At 40.4% G+C, this 19,771-nt stretch carries 20 protein-coding genes; 12 read left to right on the top strand and 8 right to left on the bottom strand.

All coding sequences use genetic code 11. From position 1 onward, the window contains the following. Positions 1–20 precede the first annotated feature (20 nt). From P767_RS0104530 to P767_RS0104510, 5 genes are read left to right on the top strand one after another with little or no spacing between them, the layout of a single operon-like run. Positions 21–743 (top strand): DUF4249 family protein, encoded by a 723-nt coding sequence (locus P767_RS0104530; protein ID WP_026763572.1) that lies wholly within the window; start codon positions 21–23, stop codon positions 741–743. A gap of 9 nt (positions 744–752) precedes the next feature. Then, entirely contained in the window at positions 753–1,697 is a 945-nt protein-coding gene (gene trxB / locus P767_RS0104525) for a thioredoxin-disulfide reductase (protein ID WP_026763571.1), read from the top strand. Positions 1,698–1,700: 3 nt separating this feature from the next. Continuing rightward, positions 1,701–2,069 (top strand): dihydroneopterin aldolase, encoded by a 369-nt coding sequence (locus tag P767_RS0104520; RefSeq protein ID WP_026763570.1) that lies wholly within the window; start codon positions 1,701–1,703, stop codon positions 2,067–2,069. After that, positions 2,066–2,827, top strand: coding sequence for a tetratricopeptide repeat protein (locus tag P767_RS0104515; protein WP_026763569.1), 762 nt, complete (start codon positions 2,066–2,068; stop codon positions 2,825–2,827). The genes P767_RS0104520 and P767_RS0104515 overlap by 4 nt, the downstream gene beginning before the upstream one ends. A gap of 6 nt (positions 2,828–2,833) precedes the next feature. Beyond that, positions 2,834–3,091, top strand: a complete 258-nt coding sequence (locus P767_RS0104510) for an acyl-CoA-binding protein (protein WP_026763568.1) — start codon at positions 2,834–2,836, stop codon at positions 3,089–3,091. Between the two features lie 29 nt (positions 3,092–3,120). Here P767_RS0104510 and P767_RS0104505 read toward each other — a convergent pair whose 3' ends face one another. Next, on the bottom strand, positions 3,121–4,476 hold the full coding sequence (locus P767_RS0104505) for an MATE family efflux transporter (RefSeq protein ID WP_026763567.1): 1,356 nt from the start codon (positions 4,474–4,476) through the stop codon (positions 3,121–3,123). A 92-nt stretch (positions 4,477–4,568) separates the two neighbouring features. Here P767_RS0104505 and P767_RS0104500 point away from each other — a divergent pair, with 92 nt between their 5' ends. Together P767_RS0104500 and P767_RS0104495 are read left to right on the top strand one after the other, a co-directional pair. Beyond that, positions 4,569–5,411, top strand: coding sequence for a DUF3822 family protein (locus tag P767_RS0104500; protein ID WP_026763566.1), 843 nt, complete (start codon positions 4,569–4,571; stop codon positions 5,409–5,411). Then, a complete protein-coding gene (locus tag P767_RS0104495) occupies positions 5,408–5,953 on the top strand; it encodes an RsmD family RNA methyltransferase (protein WP_026763565.1) in 546 nt (181 codons plus the stop codon). Before P767_RS0104500 ends, P767_RS0104495 begins: the two co-directional genes overlap by 4 nt. Positions 5,954–5,987: 34 nt before the next feature. On the opposite strand, the gene P767_RS15870 is transcribed toward P767_RS0104495, so the two are convergent. The 4 genes from P767_RS15870 to P767_RS0104475 all read right to left on the bottom strand — a co-directional run bounded on the left by P767_RS15870 (position 5,988) and on the right by P767_RS0104475 (position 10,259). Beyond that, a complete protein-coding gene (locus tag P767_RS15870; protein ID WP_172637510.1) occupies positions 5,988–6,707 on the bottom strand; it encodes a DUF2490 domain-containing protein in 720 nt (239 codons plus the stop codon). Positions 6,708–6,709: 2 nt separating this feature from the next. Then, complete coding sequence (locus P767_RS0104485) at positions 6,710–8,479, bottom strand: 2-oxo acid dehydrogenase subunit E2 (RefSeq protein WP_026763564.1); 1,770 nt, start codon at positions 8,477–8,479, stop codon at positions 6,710–6,712. A 95-nt stretch (positions 8,480–8,574) separates the two neighbouring features. Then, complete coding sequence (locus tag P767_RS0104480; protein WP_037351625.1) at positions 8,575–9,831, bottom strand: competence/damage-inducible protein A; 1,257 nt, start codon at positions 9,829–9,831, stop codon at positions 8,575–8,577. Positions 9,832–9,842: 11 nt separating this feature from the next. Next, a complete protein-coding gene (locus P767_RS0104475; RefSeq protein WP_026763562.1) occupies positions 9,843–10,259 on the bottom strand; it encodes an acyl-CoA thioesterase in 417 nt (138 codons plus the stop codon). A 153-nt stretch (positions 10,260–10,412) separates the two neighbouring features. Here P767_RS0104475 and P767_RS0104470 point away from each other — a divergent pair, with 153 nt between their 5' ends. The 5 genes from P767_RS0104470 to P767_RS0104450 all read left to right on the top strand — a co-directional run bounded on the left by P767_RS0104470 (position 10,413) and on the right by P767_RS0104450 (position 16,775). After that, positions 10,413–12,017 carry a tetratricopeptide repeat protein gene (locus P767_RS0104470; protein ID WP_026763561.1) on the top strand — a complete coding sequence of 535 codons (1,605 nt, stop codon included), beginning with the start codon at positions 10,413–10,415 and terminating at the stop codon, positions 12,015–12,017. 71 nt (positions 12,018–12,088) lie between these two features. Further along, positions 12,089–13,435: a tetratricopeptide repeat protein gene (locus tag P767_RS0104465; protein WP_026763560.1), complete on the top strand. Its 1,347-nt coding sequence runs from the start codon at positions 12,089–12,091 to the stop codon at positions 13,433–13,435. A gap of 24 nt (positions 13,436–13,459) precedes the next feature. After that, positions 13,460–15,262: a TonB-dependent receptor gene (locus P767_RS0104460; RefSeq protein ID WP_026763559.1), complete on the top strand. Its 1,803-nt coding sequence runs from the start codon at positions 13,460–13,462 to the stop codon at positions 15,260–15,262. Between the two features lie 11 nt (positions 15,263–15,273). Then, entirely contained in the window at positions 15,274–15,861 is a 588-nt protein-coding gene (locus P767_RS0104455; RefSeq protein WP_026763558.1) for a hypothetical protein, read from the top strand. Beyond that, the gene (locus tag P767_RS0104450) at positions 15,861–16,775 is read left to right on the top strand and encodes a class I SAM-dependent methyltransferase (protein ID WP_245586831.1); all 915 of its coding nucleotides are present in this window, start codon (positions 15,861–15,863) and stop codon (positions 16,773–16,775) included. Before P767_RS0104455 ends, P767_RS0104450 begins: the two co-directional genes overlap by 1 nt. Here P767_RS0104450 and P767_RS15865 read toward each other — a convergent pair. The 3 genes from P767_RS15865 to ychF all read right to left on the bottom strand — a co-directional run. After that, positions 16,772–17,575 carry a glutaminyl-peptide cyclotransferase gene (locus tag P767_RS15865; RefSeq protein WP_051417121.1) on the bottom strand — a complete coding sequence of 268 codons (804 nt, stop codon included), beginning with the start codon at positions 17,573–17,575 and terminating at the stop codon, positions 16,772–16,774. The two genes, P767_RS0104450 and P767_RS15865, sit on opposite strands and share 4 nt — an antisense overlap. Before the next feature lie 18 nt (positions 17,576–17,593). Then, positions 17,594–18,727, bottom strand: a complete 1,134-nt coding sequence (locus P767_RS0104440) for an NAD(P)/FAD-dependent oxidoreductase (RefSeq protein ID WP_037351624.1) — start codon at positions 18,725–18,727, stop codon at positions 17,594–17,596. 1 nt (position 18,728) lies between these two features. Continuing rightward, positions 18,729–19,771 (bottom strand): redox-regulated ATPase YchF (gene ychF, locus P767_RS15860; protein WP_051417119.1); only part of this gene is annotated, 1,043 nt, incomplete at its 5' end.

Genomic DNA, 19,771 nt, shown 5'->3' with positions numbered 1-19,771 from the left:
CCGATAACTTCGTATAATGTATGCTATACGAAGTTATTACGACAGCTACGCTTTTTGCTTCCTATGTACAAAATGCAACGGTACAATTAAGCAATGGAAGCAGAACCATCACGCTGGCAAAAAATGAAATAAAAACATCGGGTGGAGCCAGGCTTGTTTTTTATACAAGCCCACTCAATAATTTGATGCTGGGAGAAACGGGTAAAACCTATCAGTTAACCATCAGGCACAATGGTCAGGAGTACCTGTCTACCACTACCATACCCAATATTACCAAGACCATCGACAGCTTGTGGTCCGACAAAGTTCCCAACCGCCCTGCCAACGATAGTTTCAGGGTATTAAAAGGCAGCATATTTGATCCGCCCGGACTGGGGAACTATATCCGATATTTTACACAGGTAAATAGCCAGCCTTTTTTCCCGGGGTTTAATAGTGTGTTTGATGATGATATTATTGATGGTAAAAAATATAATATTACCATCGACAGAGGAGTTAACAGGAATCTGCCTTTTGAAAGAGAAAACTATGGCTTTTTTAAACTGGGAGATACCATTACCGTTAAGCTTACCAATATAGATAAAGCCAGCTATGAATTCTGGAGAACATGGGAATTTGCTTTCCAGTCCATTGGCAATCCTTTTTCTTCTCCGGGCGTAGTAAAAGGGAATATCAGCAACGGGGCATTGGGTGCTTTTTGTGGATATGGTTCCCAATACAAAACTTACATTTGCAAAGATTAAAAAACGAATATGGAACAATCAGCTATAGAAAAAGTATCGGTTTTAATTATTGGTTCCGGACCTGCGGGCTACACAGCAGCCATTTATGCGGCAAGAGCTAACATGAAACCTGTTTTATATCAGGGTATTCAACCCGGAGGGCAGTTAACAATAACCACAGAAGTGGAAAATTATCCTGGCTATCCCGAAGGCATTCAGGGACCCGAAATGATGGTTCATTTTGAAAAACAAGCCAGCAGAATGGGTGCAGATATCCGCTATGGTCTGGCTACCAAAGTAGACTTCAGTGGAACGCCACATAAAGTGTGGATAGACGATGAAAAAGAAATACATGCAGATGCAGTAATCATTTGTACCGGTGCTTCTGCCAAATGGTTGGGATTGCCGAGTGAAGAGCGTTTGAACGGCTACGGCGTAAGCGCTTGTGCCGTATGTGATGGATTCTTTTTTAAAGGAAAAGAAGTGGCCATTGTAGGAGCGGGGGATACGGCAGCTGAGGAAGCACTTTACCTGAGCAAGCTTTGCACCAAAGTTCATATGATTGTAAGAAGAGACCAGATGAGGGCCAGTAAGATTATGCAGGATCGTGTGTTAAGTGCGCCGAATATACAGGTGTACTGGAATTCAGAAACAGATGAAATTCTGGGAGATAAGAAAGTAGAAGCAGTAAGAATAAAAAACAACAAGGATAATTCCACACAGGAAATTCCGGTAAGTGCATTCTTTGTAGCTATTGGTCATCAGCCCAACAGTGATATTTTCAAAGAATATATAGACATGGATGAAACCGGATACATTACTACCGTTCCGGGTACTTCTAAAACCAATGTACCTGGTGTATTTGCAGCAGGAGATGTGCAGGACAAAAACTACCGTCAGGCGGTAACGGCTGCCGGTAGTGGATGTATGGCTGCATTGGATGCAGAAAGATATTTAACCTCTATTGGACATTAATTCATGCCGAAAGCAAGCGTTCTCTTAAAAGACCTTCAGTTTTTTGCTTTTCATGGACTCTATGAAGAGGAAAAAATATTGGGTAATGATTTTAAGGTGAATCTTGAAATTGGTTATACCATTCATCATTTTCCTGCGAGGAATATAGAGGATACCATTGATTATGCTGCTGTTTACCAGCTGGTGAAAAGCAGAATGGCAATACCGACACCCTTGCTGGAAACCCTGGTGGCTGAAATTGCCATCGATATTCTGGCACAGTTTTCTCTATCTGATTATGTAACAATCACAGTAGAAAAAATGCGTCCACCTGTACCTCAGTTTACAGGTAGTTTGGGCGTGTCTTTAACATTGAACAGAGAGAATATATGAAAACAAAATTTTTAATTTGGATTGGGATTTTTTTCTGTCTTACGAATCTTGTAATAGCCCAAGATATTTCGCTACTGGCCAAAGAGGCCGAAAATTTTGAGCGACAGCTAAAAGAACCGGAAGCATTGGCAAAGTATAAGCAGATTCTTTTACAGGAGCCTTCCGGTATCAAATACCTTGTAAAGGCAACCGAACTGGAAATTGCAATGGGCAGCAGAGAAAAAGATGCCAATAACAAACGACTTTTTTTTGAATCTGCGCTAGCATATGCAGAAAGAGCTATTAAAGCCGATTCTAATAGTGCGGATGCTCATTATGCCATGGCCAGTGCTTCTGGAAAAATGACCGACCTGGATATTGATAATAAGAAAATTGTGGCATACGTGAAGTCGGTGAAAGATCATGCAGACAAAGCAGTATTACTTCAGCCCAATCATGCAAGAGCCAACTATACATTAGGTAAATGGCATTATGAAATGGTTACACTGTCCGGGTTTAAGAAAGCGGCTGTTAAATTGTTTTATGGAGGGTTGCCCAATGGCGACCTGGACAAAGCCATTTTGTATATGGAGAAATGCCGTACACTGGAGCCTTATTTTGTAACCAATCAGTTAGATTTAGCCAAAGCATACAAGGAAAACCGTCAGCCAGCCAAAGCAATTGAAATATTGGAGCGGCTGGTTAAAATGCCCAATCGTAGTTTCAATGATATGGCATTAAAAGCAGAAGGCGCCAAGTTATTAGCATCATTACAATAAAACCATATGGACTTACAATTAATTTTTACAGAAGCTGTAGCCAACAGCAAAACCCTGGCCGAAAAACCCGATAATGAAACCTTATTGAAGCTATACTCTTTATATAAGCAGGCTACAGAAGGTGATAACAATGAAGAAGGGCCAGCTAATATGTTTGATTTCGTGGCTAAGTTTAAACACGAAGCCTGGGCTAAGTTGAAAGGCTTATCCAAGGAAGCAGCCATGCAACAGTACATTGATCTGGTAAATCATTTGAAAGGATAGTATTCAAAAATTACAGATGATCTATGTTGTTAGATCTTAATTTTTTTCCATCGTTTACTTGAAATATACCAGAACGAGGGAATAAACATAACAGACCAGTACAACCATTCGCTTGCCCATCCCCATGTGATGGGCAGGTTCATTTTTTCAAGAACGATATATACATACACGAGATAGAATACAATTGTTGCTATCTCTGTGAATAGATTCATTTTAGAGTTACCTGTACCCGTAACCGCATTTACATATATGGTTGCCGCAGACATGATAATCATGGCAACAGATACAATTCTCAAAACAGGGATACCTGCTTCAATGAAATCCTCTCCCTGTCCATAAATGCCAAGGAATGCTCTGGGGAATAGATTCAGAAATACAAAAACAACAAAGGCAAATCCCATGCTCCATTTCAGTATACGGTAGATCAATGGAATTACTTCCTCTTTTCTTCCCTGACCAATTACATTGCTCACCATGGTATTGGTAGTAGCGGCAAATGCCCAGGTAAAGCATCCGAAGAATCCAAAGAGATTCCGCATGGTATTGGAAACAGCCAGGTCTCTGGCTCCATGATGTTCAATCAGAATATAAAAATATTCCCAGCTCATGATGCTGATTACATGCTGTAAAATCAGGGGATAAGACTGGTTCAGAATTAATTTTATATAAGTAAACTGGAAGGGTACTTTTTTGAATAGTTTGATTTTTTTACTCATCCCGTTAAAACGGATTACCAGAAAAACAGCCAATAATCCGGCGCCTTCTGCAATAATAGAAGCATAGGCAGCTCCATTGAATCCTAAGGCAGGCATTCCCAGTTTTCCATAGATAAGTCCATAATCAAAAACAATATTTACTATGGCTTCGGCTGCAGTTCCCAATACCAGTAATTTGCTTTGATTAATACCAACAAGCAAAGCATTTCGCATTTGATAGATATACAAAAGGGGTAAACCCCAGATGCGGATAGATAAAAACTGAATGGCCATATTGATGCCTTCTTCATCGTGCAATGACCATTTTAAAACCATGGGTGCCACAAACCAGGTGGTAAGAATTCCAAAAAGGGCAAAGAACATGGCAATACGAACCCCATGCCAGAATAAACTTCCGATTTCGTCTATTCTGTTTTCTCCAGCTCTTCTGGAAATCAATGCCTGTAATCCGTTATTCAATCCATTTCCAATAACGGCAAACATTAGATAGTAAACTCCCGTAATACCGGCAATACCCAGTTCTTTCTGTCCTAATCCACCCAGGAAAATATTATTGGTGATAAAGTTAATCTGAGGTACTACAATAGATGCAGATATGGGAAGCGCAATTCTTAAAATGGCTTTGTTTCCTGTGTTAACCTGAAGATTTAAACTTGAAAGATTGCTCATGACAGCTTGCGAAGTTAGTAAATTGAAAGCGCATAATTTCTTAGTTCTGTCTTATTGCTTTTTTATATATTATTGCAGCGTAATTAAGTTGAATGGCCAGAAAAAAAGCAGGATTTTATCAGAATGACCCAATTAGTGGTACCGCTTTTCAGCTCATCATAGAATTGGATGATCAGGAAATGCGATGCATGTCTAAAGCTTTGGATAGTGGCACAATTGTGGCTTTTGAATACTTTAGTTTAGATAAAGACCAAACGGAAGACTGGAACGATATCTTTTATGAAATCAAAACCATTTCAAAACTATTCAACCGGACTTATAAGCAGGTAACCTGCTTTTTTTGCACTCCCGAATCCATACTGGTTCCTGAAAAATTTTTAACGGCTACTTCAGCAGAAGATTACCTGAATCTGGTTTATGGCGAAAGCAGCCGCATGGAAGTGAAATATGAAAAATTGATTGCCACCCGTAGTTTTATTAATACTTACCGTATTAAGAAATCGCTGGCTGAATTATTGACCAGACAGTTCATCATATTTCAAACTTCCCATGTGTACACTTCATTGCTAAACGATGTAATGGAGCGCAGGAAAAACGAAGAGCAATTTGTTAAACTGCAGTTTTACAATGGACATTTTATCATTGCTATTTTTAAAGAGAGTAAAATTCAGCTGATACAGACATTCAATTACAAAATGGCAGAAGACGCATTGTACTATATTTTAAGAACTGCGCAACAGTTTAATATAGATACTTCTTTTGCTATACTTGAATTAAGCGGAATGATTGATTTACATACCGAACTATACCAGCAATTGAAAAAAGTGTATACGAATATTGAGATTGATACCATTCCTTCAAGTGGTGTTATGCAGGAAGTACACAAAGAGTATCCTCCACATTTTTTTGCTCCGTTTTTTAAACTCGCTATATGAGAATCATTTCTGGAAAATGGGGTGGAAGAAGAATTAATCCTCCGGCCAATATGCCACATACCAGACCTACCACTGATATTGCCAAGGAAGGACTCTTTAATATTTTACAAAACAGAATGAGTTTTGAGGGAATTGAAACCCTGGATTTATTTGGAGGTACCGGCTGTATCAGCTACGAACTGGCTTCCCGTGGTGCAGAAAAACTAACCATTGTAGAGAAGGACCCGGTTATGCATGCTTTTATTGGAAAGAATGCAGCCATGCTGGGAATTGAGAATCTGCAGTTGTTGAAAATGGATGTATTTGCCTTTCTTCAGTCCTGTAATAAACAGTTCGATTTTATTTTTGCAGGTCCTCCTTATGCTTTGGGAACCATAGATGAACTACCTAAAATAATTGTTCAGCAAAAACTGATTAAGCCAGGTGGGTTCTTTGTATTGGAGCATACCCCTAGAAATGCTTACGAAAAATTTGAAGGGTTTTCATTTGTACGCAATTACGGCACGACGCTGTTTTCTTTTTTATTGCGACTGAATAGTTAGATTTTATTGAAAATTAACCATCTATTACAGCTGATTAATCAACCGATCCAACTACTCGCGGGGCGCTGCCTTTCCTGGCATTAAGCGTAAATTGAAGGCTGGTTTGTATGAAGTTTTTGTATTGGGCCCGATGGTTGTTAAAATAATCAGCCCGATAAATCCATCCCATTTGCATACTCCAACTCTTGTTGAATTGATATCCTGCACCTAAGTAAAAGCGATTCTGTTCATAAAACACATTTTCATTGTTAAAATGAAATTCATTGGAAGCTGACATGAATAATGTGTTGTCTCCAATTTGTTTTTTATTGATGGGAATAATTGCGTTAATCCTGTACCTGAATCGATTCCTGTATCCGGCCGAAGTATAGCGTTGTTCTGCTCTTAGGCGGTGCTCAATTCTGATTCCATTGATTTTCTGGTTATAAATCAACTGTTGCCAAACCCTTTGCTCAGACACCAATATGGGTCTCCCGAATTCTTCTTTAACCGGATAAGTAACATACCTGCCTGTACCAATTAAGCCCGAAAGATTGGGAAGAAAATTGTATCCGATACCCCCTTTTACTTCATGATAGTTAAAGTGGTAATAGGTTTGCTGAGAACGCAACTGCAATTCAGTGAAAACATGCCATCGTTCATTGATATTAAATCTGCCTGTGAGTACGTTCCAGGTTCCGGTACCAGGAGTTTGGGATTGTACCTTGATTCCGTAGTATAAAAAAGCCCCGATCAGGATCAGGGCTTTTTTCAATTTTATAGGTAATGAAACCATCTCTTATTGATATCCCATTTTTCAAATTCTTTGGCAACTTCAGTCAGGAAGCTCGCTCCGATGCTACCATCCACAATACGGTGATCGTAGCTAAGAGAGAGGTACATCATATGCCTGATGGCAATGGTATCTCCATCCGGACCTTCCATAACCATCGGGCGTTTTTTAATTGCACCAACCGCCATGATTGCTACCTGTGGCTGATTAATGATAGGAGTTCCCATCAAGCTACCAAAAGTTCCTACATTGGTTAAAGTGAATGTGCCGCCTGTGGTATCTTCAGGCTTCAGCTTCGCATTTCTGGCGGCATCTGCCAATCCGTTAACGGCTTTGCTCAACCCTACAATATTCATTTGGTCCGCTCCTTTAATTACTGGAACAATTAAGTTTCCAGAAGGCAAAGCAGTAGCCATACCAATATTGATGTCTTTCTTCACAATGATTTTATCTCCGTCCAATGAACAGTTGATATAAGGGAAGCGCTTGATAACATTGGCTATACACTCCACAAACATTGGTGTGAATGTAAGCTTGGTACCCTCTCTTTGCTCAAATTCATTCTTCACTTTGTTTCTCCACATTACCATATTTGTAACATCGGCTTCAGCAAAACTGGTTACGTGCGGGCTGGTATGCTTGCTGTCTACCATATGCTTGGCAATCAATTTGCGCATACGGTCCATCTCTATGATTTCAGTTGCTCCGGTAACCTGAACCCCTGACGGTTCACTCACTTTATTGGAAGCAGTTGCATAAACTGCCTGTGGTGCAGGTGGAACGGGGGCGCTATAAACAGCTGACTGTTGTTCAGGAAATCTGGATGCAGGTTTGATAGGTTCTTGTGCTACGGTTTGCGCAACTACTGGCTGTGGAGCTGGTTGAGCTGCTACAACGGGTTGAGGCGCAGGTGTAGGCTGAGGTGCGGGAACAACAGGAACAATTGGCTCCTGGTATGCCGGTGTTTCTGGTACACTAGGTGCAACAGGTGCCGGTGCCGGGATTGGAGCTGCTGCAGGTGCAGGCGTTGCCACTGGTGCAACCGGAACGGGTGCAGTTGCGGGAGCAGCCATTTGTTGAACAGGTGCTGGTGCAGGTTGGTAAACCGGTGCAGCTGCCTGGAATGCAGGTACGCGTCCAGCTTTTTTATCTGAGATATACTGTAAAATATCTTTTTTAGAAACGCGTCCATCGCTTCCGGTACCAGGAATTCGCTCTAATTCACTCAAGCTGATTCCTTCGCTATTGGCAATATTCAATACCAGGGGTGAATAGAAACGATTGGATGCAGGTTTGCTTAATAATTCTACCATTGGGGCAGAAGGAGTATAAGGTACTTCTGCAACCGGAGGAGGAGGTGCCTGTACAGGCGGTGGAGGTGCTACTGGCTGAGGCGCAGGGGCAGGTTCCGGTGCAGGGGCTGCTACAACCGGTGCTGGTTCTGGCATAACTGGAGCTGCAGAAGCAGGTTCCGCAACGGCTGCTGCCGGGGCAGGGGCCGCGACCTGTGCAGCGCCGGTCTCAACGCGAACAATTACCGTTCCAATAGGAACAACGTCGTTTACATTGTATAAAATTTCAGTGATAACACCTTCAACTGTAGAGGGAACTTCACTATCAACCTTATCAGTAGCAATGTCCAATACGATTTCATCTAATTTAACATGGTCGCCAACTTTCTTATGCCATTTAAGAATTGTCGCTTCCATTATGCTTTCGCCCAATTTGGGCATCACCAATTCAGCTATTGCCATATTGTACTACTGTTTTAAGCGGGTTAATAAGGTATAGTTAATATACACAATCCACTACTAATCAACAAAGATAATAGTTGATTCTCATTCTTTTATCACCTGTTATCCACAATCATTTGTCGCAACAGGTTCAGGGCATTAATGGCGGTTAAACCAATATTTCTTTCCCGGTCAAATCTAAAATGAAATTCTTTTACAACGGTGTTTTCTTTGGAGGCAACCGCAATCCAAACCATACCTACCGGTTTTTCTGCAGTAGCGCCGCCAGGCCCCATTATGCCACTTACCGCTATTGCGTAATCGGAGTTCATTTTTATTCTTACTTCCTGTACCATTTGGGTAACCGTTTCTTTACTTACAGCACCCACTGTTATCAGGGTTTCATGCGGCACATCCAGCAGTTCTTCCTTAATAATATTGGCATAGGCAACGATGGAACCTTTAAAGAATACAGAAGATCCGGCGTGTTTGCTCAACAAGTGTGCAATGTATCCGCCCGTGCAGCTTTCAGCTGTTGCAAGGGTTTGTTTCCGGGAAGTTAATAACCTGCCAATTACCTGTTCCATGGTTTCGTCCTGATCGGTAACCAGATACAGACTTGCCTTGGTTTTCAATTGATTAAAATAGTTATCTAAATCTTTTTCCAAAGTGCTTTTATCGCTGCCCCAGGCACTCAGCCGAAGTCTGACCATACCATAATTAGGTAAGTAAGCCAGCTTAATATATTGGGGTAGACTTTCTTCAATATATTTTATTTTCTCTGCCAGAAAAGACTCGCCAATTCCGGCTGTTAGTAAAGTTTTGTGTACAATAAAACCTGTACTGTACCAATCCGGAATATTGGGCAGTACATGATTCATCATTATCCATTTCATTTCATGAGGCACACCCGGCATAGCAATGATTCTGGTATTATTTTTTTCAAATAACATTCCAGGTGCTGTTCCCTTTTCATTTTTTAAAACTGTACAGATATCCGGAACCTGGGCTTGAAGCGTGTTCCGCTCAATCATAGGGCGCTTCAGTATATTTTCAAAGATATGCTTAACATGGTCCAGGGTTTCCTGGTGCATTACCATTTTGCCACCAAAAAAATCGCAGAGCAGGGGTTTGGTAATATCGTCAGCAGTAGGTCCCAGTCCTCCGGTAATTAAAACCAGGTCAGTTTCCTCTATCATGCTGTTCAATGCTGCCCAGATATCTTCCCGGTTATCACCAACAGCCACCCTTTTTTTTACTAAAATACCAACCTGATTCAGTTGCTGGGCAATCCAGCTACTGTTGGTATCAACTACTTGTCCAATCAGCAATTCATCGCCAATGGTAATAATGCCTGCAAACTTTTTTTCCATGCTAATTTTGCTTATTGAGGAGGGAAATAGGGGGCCAGTGTCTCTTTTAAAGCAGCAGGCATACCAGTTCGTTTATTGGTTGCATTGTCTATAAAATAGAGGGTAACTTTTCCTGTGGTTAATAACTTGCCTTCTTCGTTGTACACTTCGCTTTCAAAAGTAATTTCGTGTGAATCCGGAAGGGTTCTTAAAATGGTTTTAATTGAAATCAGGTCGTCGTATCGTGCAGGCCTTAAATATCTGGTTTCCATGGCAACTACAGGCATACGAACACCCATTTCTTCCATTTCTCTGTATGTAAAACCCAGGGCTCTGATACATTCAGCCCTGCCAACTTCAAAATATTGCGCATAATTACCGTAATAAACAATATTCATCTGATCTGTTTCTGCATATCTAACCCTTACCGTGGTAATATGTTCGTACATCCTTCTGTTTTGTTGACAAACTTACAACCTTATCCTGTTTTTCCACAAATACACGGTTTAATCAGGCATAATAATTGCTAAACTTATCTTTAACAATGTTTTACAGTTTAATACGAGTAAATAAAAAAACCTTTGTAATATATAACCCCTTTCATGAAGACAATTCCCATATCACTGATTATAGGTTTCATTGCCCTTTTCTCTATTGCCCAAGCCCAGGAAACTCTTGTAATTTCTGATCCGGATGCTGCTATAAAACAGGCCAGGCTTTTGTATCAACAGGAAAAATACAGTTTAGCTTTCCCTTATATAAAGCATGTATTTCATACTGGAATTACTGAAACAAATATGCCTCAGCAACAGAGAGAAGAAGTACAGTTTCTTTACATCTCCTGCGGACTTCAAATGGGCTTGCCCGAAATGGTAACACTGGCAGAAGATTATTTAAAGACCAGTAATCACAATACCTACAAGCAACTAACAGCTTATTATTTAGGCGAATATTATTATCAGCAAAAAGACTATGTTAATGCTACTACCAATTTTGCCAAGGTAGGCATTGCCAATTTAAGCAACAGGCAAATTGCCAATATGAAATTTCATCAGGCCTATGCATTTTTTGTGCAGCAGGATTTTGAAAAGGCCAGACCCTTGTTTAATGCTATCAGGCAATTGCCAAAGGATCCCAACTATATTGATGCCAATTATTATTATGGATTTCTGGCTTTCAGCAACAAAGAATACGGTCAGGCCATTGAGTGTTTGTTAATTGCAGAATCACATCCCGATTATCAGCATGTAATTCCTTTTTATTTAACAGAGCTGTACTATTTCAGTGGTGACAGGGATAAAGCGCTCTCTTACGGTGAGAGCGCCATCAAAAAAAATGGACAGTATTACGATTTGCAGTTAAAACAATTGGTTGGACACTTGCTATTTCAGAAACGTGAATTTGCCCGAGCATTACCTTATCTGGAAGCCTATGCTGCCGGAGCTGAAAAAATCAGAAGAGAAGATTTATACGAATTGTCTTATTGCTACTATGAGGCCAAAAACTGGAACAAAGCCATTCAGGGATTCAAACAGATTGGAGGAGCCAAAGATTCTCTGGAACAGAACAGCATGTATTTACTGGCGGATGCTTATTTAAAAATGAATGATTTGCAGAATGCCAGAAATGCTTTCCAGTTCTGTGCTGCCAATAACAGCAACCTGTCTCAAAAGGAAGTCTCTCTTTTTCATTATGCAAAAATTTCTTACGAACTGGGATATTTTGACATAGCTGTGAGTAGTTTTCAGCAATTTATTAATCAGTTTCCCGGCTCCGGATATGTGAATGAGTCCAGGGAATTATTAGTGAGTACCCTGGCTAACACCAGTAATTATAAAGATGCATTGCAACTTTACGAGTCGCTTCCAAACAAAACCGCTTCGGCCACCGCACTATTGCCTCGCTTGTTATACGGAAGAGCGGTTGAATTAATGAATGACCAGCGGGCCAATGAAGCAGAAGGATTACTTGACCGACTGATGGATGCCTCCAATAACAGCAGTTTTTTACCTTATGCTTTATTCTGGAAAGGGGAGTTGAGTTATCGTTCAGGCAAGATGGATGATGCCATTAATTATTTGCAGCAGTACCTGAAAGCGCCTCAGAAAAACGGAGAAGTGAATCCCACGAACGCCAGATATAATTTGGGGTACGCTTACTTAAAAAAGAACAATACAAACTGGCAAAAGAACAATTTGAATGGGTAAATAAAAATCCATTTACGGCTCAGAATAATATAGACAGAGATGCGGTTGTAAGGGCAGCCGATTGCTCGTTTATGTTAAAAGAGAACAGACAGGCGCTTCAATTATACGATCAGATTATTCAATTGAACTGGTCTACTGCAGATTATGCCACATATCAAAAAGCTATTATTGCAGGAGCGGCTAACAATCAAACTTTAAAACTGGAACTTTTACAAAATCTCTTGCAATTGTATCCCAACTCAAGTCTGGCTGGTCAGACTCGTCTGGAAATTGCCAATACTTATATTGCGGATGAAGCTTTTGAAAAAGCAATTGATCCTCTGGTTACATTAACCAGTCAGCAAGGAGCATCCGCTTTGTATCCACAGGCCTATCAAAAACTAGGCATAGCCTATTTTAACCTGAACAGGAATGATGCATCATTAGAACAGTTTAAACAACTGATTTCAAAATATCCGAATAGTCCTGAGGCGGAATCTTCCGTAGAATATGTTCGTAACATTTTTGTTGAGCAACAAAAGCCTCAGGAATACATCAGCTTTATGGAAGCCAATGGGAAGGAATTAAGTGCCATAGAAGCAGATTCCGTAACCTATAAATCTGCAATGATTCGCTTTGAAATGAAAGACAATGCAGGAGCTGAATCTGGATTCAAAACCTATATTCAAAGTTTCCCCAAAGGCAGGTATGCCGTGGAAGCCAATTATTTTTTAGCGGAAATTAAATTGTTACAGAAAAAGAACAAGGAAGCGTTGGGGTACTATGTAGCGGTTGCACAGGATGCTCCCAATAAATATGCAGAGAGAAGTGCTTTACAGGCGGGCAGAATTTATTATTTTGATTTACAGGATTATAATAATGCAGCCAATTACTACTCTTTAGTAAAGACTATTGCCTTACAGCAGGAGAACAAATTGGAAGCTATGCGGGGTCTTTTGCGCTGTCAGTTTAAGACTCAACAGTTTGCTCAGGCTGCTCCAAACGCTGCTGAACTATTACTACAAAAAGGAATTGCCAATGATGATCGTTTAATGGCGGGTTTTGTTATTGCAAAAAACGATTTCAACGACAAGAAATATCCATCTGCGCTTTCCGGATTCCAGAGTCTGCTCGCTTTGGGGAAATCTGAAATTACCGCCGAGTCTCAATTTAGAATTGCTGAGATCCAGTTTTTAACGGGAAAGCTGGATGAGTCTGAGAAAACTTGTTTTGAAGTAATTAAAAAATTTGGTTCCTATACCTTTTGGGTAACCAAAAGCTATCTGTTGGCAGGTGATATTTACTTTACCCAAAAGGATTTCTTTAATGCAGAAGCCACCTATAAGAGCATTTCGGAAAATTCAATAATACCAGAGCTGAAAACGGAAGCAGCAAACAAGCTAAACGCTGTTCTTACAGAAAAATCAAAAAACAATTAAGTAGCCAAGCATAAATTATTTGTCATGAAACCAAGTTCCATTTTTCTAATTGTCTTGCTGCTAATTGCATTTACAACCGATGCTACCGCGCAGCGAAAGAAAAAAAGCGTGAAAGCTAAAAAAACAGCAACTACTAAAAAATCAGCTGCTAAAAGCAAGAAAAAGAAATCAGTTGCTTCCGGAAAAAATGCTGCTAAACAAAAAACTACACAAACGCAGAATAAAAAAGGCGAAAGCCTTTCGGTAGCCTATTCTGTTCCCAATAGTCAGGATAGCGGTTCAACCAAAACTGTAATTATTACTTCTGCATTTAAGCCCTCCTTGCAAAATGCAGCAAAAATAAATTTCACAGCTGCAACGGGTATTAATGATTCAAGCAGATTGCCCTTAACGTATAAAGTGCCTTCATCTAATTTGTTTTTCCTTTACCAACCCATACCCCTAAAGCCATTGGCTTTGCCAAGCGATTCTCCTATGGTATGGAAAAATTCCCATCAGGTTAAACTGGGTGCGGGTAATTTAAGCACATTCATGGGAGAGGCTAAATTCAGTTTTGGGGATATTCATAATTCAATTACGCAAATTGAGGCTGGCTATATTCGTTCTCAGGGTAAATTGTACGCCCAGCAATACAGTAAATTCAATTTAGATGTATTGAATCATTTTAAATCGAAGCAAAATCTGGAATGGACTTCGAGGGCAAGTTTCAATAGCACAACCCGATACAGATATGGTTTTTTGCCGAATACGCTTACTTATCCAAAAGATCAGTTGCAACTGGTATACAATGCACTTCAACTGGAAGTGGGGGCAAAGAATACAAGACCTACTGCTTCAAACATCAGTTTTAATCCGGTTATCCAGTTCAATCGTTTTACGAATGCAGACAATGCGGGAGAGAACAATCTGATATTGAATGCACCCATTCAAAAAGAGCTGACCAGTCAATGGGGCCTGCAATTGGCTTTACAAGCAGACCTGGCTAATTACAAAACCAATGTGAATGCCTGGAAAAACAATTTATTCGTATTGGCCCCATCCGTTAAGTTCCGTTCCAATGCATTTAATCTGGAAGCAGGAATCAGACCCAGCTGGGATAATTCAGATTTTCAATTATTACCCAATTTAATCCTGCAAAGCAAACTATCCGGTACTTCATTACAACTGGAAGCCGGTTTTCAGGGCAGCTTTACCAAGAATAGTTTCCGTTCTCTGACAAAATTCAATCCCTGGATTGCCTTACCCAATGCCATTAAGAATACAAGGATGATAGAGCAATTCATTGGGTTCAAGGGAAATACAGGGAATCATTTTTCTTACAATGCCCGATTGGCTTACAGACAGCTAAGAGATCAGCCGCTTTTCATTAATCAATTAGGAGATGGGAAGTCATTTGACATATTGTATTCCAATATGAATGTTTTTCATTTAGCCGGTGAAATGAATTATGCTGTTCAGGAAAAACTTACATTGAGCGCGGGTGCGCAGTATAACCATTTCAGTAAAATCAGTTCAGCAACGGATGCATTTGGATTGATTCCACTAGAGCTTACAGGGGCTCTTATTTGGAAGCCTCTGAGCGATTTACAGATTAAATCGGAAATCTTTTATAGAAATGGCTCATTGTACAGAGATCAGTTTTCGCAAGCCACTATGCGCCTTTCTCCGGCCGCAGATTTGAACCTGGGGGTTGAATTCGGTGTATTACCAAAGTTGAATGCATGGATCCAGATGAATAATATTTTCAACAATGTTTATCAGCGCTGGAATCAATATCCGGTTTTTGGTTTCAATGTTTTGGGAGGAGTTGTATATTCGTTTCAATAAATAGCTGTTGAATGTATCAATATTTGCATAAATACCTTGTTCTGAATCATCGTTTAAGCATACCAGATATAGGTAATTTTGTGATTGAGCAGAATTCTGCTAAACTGGATAGTGCCAATGGTTTTCTATTTGCACCTGCACCGGCTATTCGCTTTAAACAGGAGGCAACACCTCCTTCTGACAAGTTCTTATTCGATTTTATTTCGGAAGAAATGGGTGTAGATCAGATGACTGCCATTAAGCAATTCCACGATTATGTATATAAAATAAAAACTTCTTTAACTACGCCACAGGGTGCAATAATACCTGGAATTGGCATGATGAGAAAAGAAGAAAACGGTTATATTCTTTTTACACCTGAAAAGAATCTGCTGGATATTTTGCCTCAGGTAAAAGTGAACGAGTCTATTGAGATGGTTAAAAAAGAAGTGGTTAAGATAAACCATGATGCGGATAGAAATTTAACCGAACAGGAAGAAGAAGATATCAGAGAATTACTCGGCCAGGATACACAGATTCAATCCAGCGATAACTGGTGGGTTTATGCAGTCATACTATTAATGATAGGTCTGGGTGCTTTGTTGTTTTATTATGTTTAATGCTACCAAGATCTATGTTTACACCTGTTCATCTCTTTCATTGCCCTGCCTGTAATTCAGACAACATTAAATTTGGTTTATCAGCCCAAGACCATACTGTTAGTAAACAAGACTTTGATATCTGGTATTGCCATGATTGTTCACTGCGGTTTACCCAGGATATTCCTGCAATTCATGAGATTGGTGCTTTTTATCAGTCTGCCAGTTATATCTCACATTCCAATACCAAAAAGGGATTGATTAATCAATTGTATCATTTGGTAAGGAATTATACGCTGGGTTTAAAAGCCAGACAGATTAAGCAATTCACAGGCTTATCCAAAGGGAGGCTACTGGATATTGGAGCTGGGGTTGGTGCTTTTGCCGCTACCATGAAAAAAACAGGCTGGGAGGTAAGGGCACTGGAGCCGGATGAGAATGCCAGAAAAACGGCTGCTGAAACTTTTGGTTTGTCATTGTCTTTGCCAGATGAACTCTACCAGTTTTCAGAGAATAGTTTTGATGTAATCACCCTATGGCATGTGTTGGAACATGTACATGATTTGCCCGGCTATTGGAAAGCCTTTCATACTTGTTTGCCAAAAGGAGGGAAGCTGGTGATAGCGGTTCCGAATTACACTTCTGCTGATGCCTGCCATTATCAGCAAGACTGGGCTGCCTATGATGTGCCGCGCCATTTGTACCATTTCTCGCCTGCTTCTATGCAAAAATTAGCCACACAAAACGGATTCAGCATGGTGAAAATGCAGCCCATGTGGTTTGATGCGTTTTATGTTGCTATGCTAAGCGAGCAGTATAAAACCGGCAAGATTAATTATTTATCTGCCTTTATACAGGGCTTAAAGTCTAACCTTGCAGCCATTGGCAATCCTGCAAAATGCAGTTCTGTTATTTATGTAATGGAAAAAATTTAATTCAGCTTTATCTCGTACATCGCAGGCCATCTTTTCCCTGTAACAAAAAAGGTTTTGGTGGAAGGTCTGTAAGCAATTCCATTTAATACATCCGTATTCGATGATACGGGTTGATTGGTTTGCTGCAAGATACCGGCCAGATTCATTCTCGCTATTACCTGACCAGTTGCAGGATCGATTTTCAAAATATAGTCGGTAAGGTATTTATTGGCATATAGAAATCCATCTACCCATTCCAGTTCATTGATGCTGTCTACGTACCCATTGTTATCGGTAACGCCCAATGTTTTTACAATTTTGAAATTGGCAGGGTCTACCCAATAAATATTACTGCCACCCGTTGAAATTATTAATGCTGTATCATTATGTGTAAGTCCCCATCCTTCGTAAGGCCAGTCAAAGGTTTTTTCAACTGCTAAGGTTTTGGCATTGTACTGATACACTTTGTGTTCCTGCCAGGTTAACTGATAAATCTTGTCTTTAAATATGGTGATACCTTCGCCAAATTCATTGTCGGGCAACTTTACTTTTTTAACGGCTTTGCCAGTTGTATAATCTGTTTGCAATAATTTACTTTCCATATACCAACCTGTACCTTCCCAAAGCTGATCCTTAAACCATTCAAGACCCTGCGTAAAAGAAGAAGTATCGTGCGGATAAACTTTGAGTATCTGGTAAGATAAATTCGCGGGCTCCTGCACAATAGTTTTATTTTCACTGCCTTGTGTTTCTGATTCTGCCCCGCTTTTACAGGAAAAAAATCCCAATACCATCCACATCAGTAAAGTTCCTGTTCTCATGCTCAGTTTTTAGTAAAGTTAAAGATTAGCAGTAACCATCTTTGCTAAATTTTCTGCAATAACAGGCGTGAGGGCAACCCCCATGCCGTTACAAGCAATAGCAGCAATGGTATTGTGTGCAACCCATTCGGTTAGCGGCTTTTTGGATGGCGTAAATCCCATGATGCCACTCCAGTATTGTTCTATCTCTATACTTTCTTCCGTTACAATATGTTCGCGCAAAAAATGCAGTAAATGGGTTCTTATTTTTTCTGTGCCGAATAAGTCGGTGGTTTCTTCCCCTTCAAAATCCAGGTTACGTGCGCCCCCAATCAAAATTCGGTTACCGAGACTGCGCCAGTAATAGAAACCCTCATCAAAATGAAATGTTCCTTTCATAGGCAGGCGTTCAAATGCATTGGTGACAATGATTTGTCCTCTGGCTGGAGCTATATTCAGTGAAGGCATCAATTGCTGCGTGAATCCATTCACACAGCTGATTAATTGATTTGCTTTAAGCGTTATTCCATTTTGTGTTTCAACCTGAACGCTGTTTGAATTACTATCCCATTCTTTCACTTCCAGTCCATACAAAATACGTACACCATTTTCTATCACCAGCTTAGTTAATGCATTCACCAGTTTGCCACTATGAATACCTGCTTCCAAAACATTGCCTACCAAATGGTCAAAGTTTTTTAGTCCAATTTCCTGCATTTGTGCAGACCGGTTGGTAAAAGTTTTGTCCAAATTTGTGATAGGGGAGAGCAGTTGGTTTAAGTAATGAATATGATCATCCAGATGCGCAGCCGTTTCATGCGAATGGGGAATGGCTTCATACCCTCCACAGGGATCGTATTGAATGGTTGTTTCAGAAAAATAGGATTTGATTTTCTGAATGCCTTTGTAACGGGCTTCCAGAATGTTAAGCATGGCTTGGGTGCCCATCTGTGCTTCATCACTCAATAATTCGGTAAGGCTGCCAAAACAGGCGAATCCGGCATTGCGCGTTGATGCACCTAAAGGAGTACTGTTTCTTTCCAGAATGGTAATGGATAGAGAGGGGCGATGTTTCTTTAATTCCAATGCCGACCAAAGACCCATTAAACCCGCACCAATAATAATTACATCGGTGTGGGCATAATAACTGTCTTTTTCCCAGAATGATAGCATATTAAACGTTGAAGCGGAAATGCATAATGTCTCCGTCCTTCACAATATACTCTTTCCCTTCAATTCTTAAACGTCCATTGTCTCTGCAGGCAGATTCGCTTCCGTATTTAACAAAATCCTCGTAAGCAATTACTTCCGCTTTAATGAAACCTTTTTCAAAATCGGTATGGATAACACTTGCAGCCTGTGGTGCTTTCCAGCCCTTGTGAATAGTCCAGGCACGAACTTCCTGCACACCCGCAGTGAAGTAAGTATCAAGGTTCAATAGTTTATAGGCAGACTGAATTAAACGGTTTAGGGCAGGTTCTTTCATTTGATATTCTTCCATGAACATTTGTTTGTCGTCCGGATTTTCCAGTTCAGCAATCTGTGCTTCAATATTGTTGCACATGATGATAACCTGTGCACCTTCGGACTCAACTGCTTTTTTCAATTGCTCCGAATATTGATTGCCGGTATGCATGGATGCTTCGTCTACATTCGCCACATACAATACCGGTTTGTCGGTTAAAAGGAATAAATCGGCTACTGCAGATTTTTCTTCCTTGCTCAATCCCAATGTATGGATGCTTTTCCCTGCCATCAGATGATTCTGACAACGCTGTAATATTTCAAATTCAGCCTTGGCTTTGGCATCAGAACCTACGCGTGCCATTTTTTCTACGCGCTGCATTTTCTTCTCTACACTCTCCAGATCCTTCAACTGTAATTCGGTCTCAATAATTTCTTTGTCGCCAACGGGATTAATAACACCTTCTTCACGCAATACATTCTCATCTTCAAAACAACGAATCACATGAATAATGGCATCCACTTCGCGGATATTGCCCAGGAACTTATTGCCCAGACCTTCACCCTTGCTGGCACCTTTCACCAATCCCGCAATATCCACAATTTCCATCTGAGTAGGTACCACTCTGTTGGAAATTGTGGATATTGCGGGATTGGTGAAAGGTGCCAGCAAGGGTACATCCACCAAACCTACATTGGGTTCAATGGTGCAAAAGCGATAGTTGCTTGCCTGTGCTTTTGCACTAATACTTA

Source organism: Sediminibacterium salmoneum NBRC 103935, assembly GCF_000511175.1.
GTDB classification, from domain to species: Bacteria; Bacteroidota; Bacteroidia; order Chitinophagales; family Chitinophagaceae; genus Sediminibacterium; species Sediminibacterium salmoneum.
This window is presented reverse-complemented; position numbering and strand designations above follow the sequence as displayed.

Bases quoted from the DNA above. Each gene is read 5' to 3' on its own strand.
- P767_RS0104495 (WP_026763565.1), top strand. From the start codon at position 5,408: ATGAGAATCATTTCTGGAAAATGGGGTGGAAGAAGAATTAATCCTCCG.
- P767_RS0104455 (WP_026763558.1), top strand. From the start codon at position 15,274: ATGTATCAATATTTGCATAAATACCTTGTTCTGAATCATCGTTTAAGC.
- P767_RS0104440 (WP_037351624.1), bottom strand. From the start codon at position 18,727: ATGCTATCATTCTGGGAAAAAGACAGTTATTATGCCCACACCGATGTA.
- P767_RS0104450 (WP_245586831.1), top strand. From the start codon at position 15,861: ATGCTACCAAGATCTATGTTTACACCTGTTCATCTCTTTCATTGCCCT.
- P767_RS0104515 (WP_026763569.1), top strand. From the start codon at position 2,066: ATGAAAACAAAATTTTTAATTTGGATTGGGATTTTTTTCTGTCTTACG.
- P767_RS0104505 (WP_026763567.1), bottom strand. From the start codon at position 4,476: ATGAGCAATCTTTCAAGTTTAAATCTTCAGGTTAACACAGGAAACAAA.
- P767_RS0104500 (WP_026763566.1), top strand. From the start codon at position 4,569: ATGGCCAGAAAAAAAGCAGGATTTTATCAGAATGACCCAATTAGTGGT.
- P767_RS0104465 (WP_026763560.1), top strand. From the start codon at position 12,089: ATGTTAAAAGAGAACAGACAGGCGCTTCAATTATACGATCAGATTATT.
- P767_RS0104485 (WP_026763564.1), bottom strand. From the start codon at position 8,479: ATGGCAATAGCTGAATTGGTGATGCCCAAATTGGGCGAAAGCATAATG.
- P767_RS0104460 (WP_026763559.1), top strand. From the start codon at position 13,460: ATGAAACCAAGTTCCATTTTTCTAATTGTCTTGCTGCTAATTGCATTT.
- P767_RS0104520 (WP_026763570.1), top strand. From the start codon at position 1,701: ATGCCGAAAGCAAGCGTTCTCTTAAAAGACCTTCAGTTTTTTGCTTTT.
- P767_RS0104475 (WP_026763562.1), bottom strand. From the start codon at position 10,259: ATGTACGAACATATTACCACGGTAAGGGTTAGATATGCAGAAACAGAT.
- trxB (WP_026763571.1), top strand. From the start codon at position 753: ATGGAACAATCAGCTATAGAAAAAGTATCGGTTTTAATTATTGGTTCC.
- P767_RS0104480 (WP_037351625.1), bottom strand. From the start codon at position 9,831: ATGGAAAAAAAGTTTGCAGGCATTATTACCATTGGCGATGAATTGCTG.
- P767_RS0104530 (WP_026763572.1), top strand. From the start codon at position 21: ATGCTATACGAAGTTATTACGACAGCTACGCTTTTTGCTTCCTATGTA.
- P767_RS15865 (WP_051417121.1), bottom strand. From the start codon at position 17,575: ATGAGAACAGGAACTTTACTGATGTGGATGGTATTGGGATTTTTTTCC.
- P767_RS0104510 (WP_026763568.1), top strand. From the start codon at position 2,834: ATGGACTTACAATTAATTTTTACAGAAGCTGTAGCCAACAGCAAAACC.
- P767_RS0104470 (WP_026763561.1), top strand. From the start codon at position 10,413: ATGAAGACAATTCCCATATCACTGATTATAGGTTTCATTGCCCTTTTC.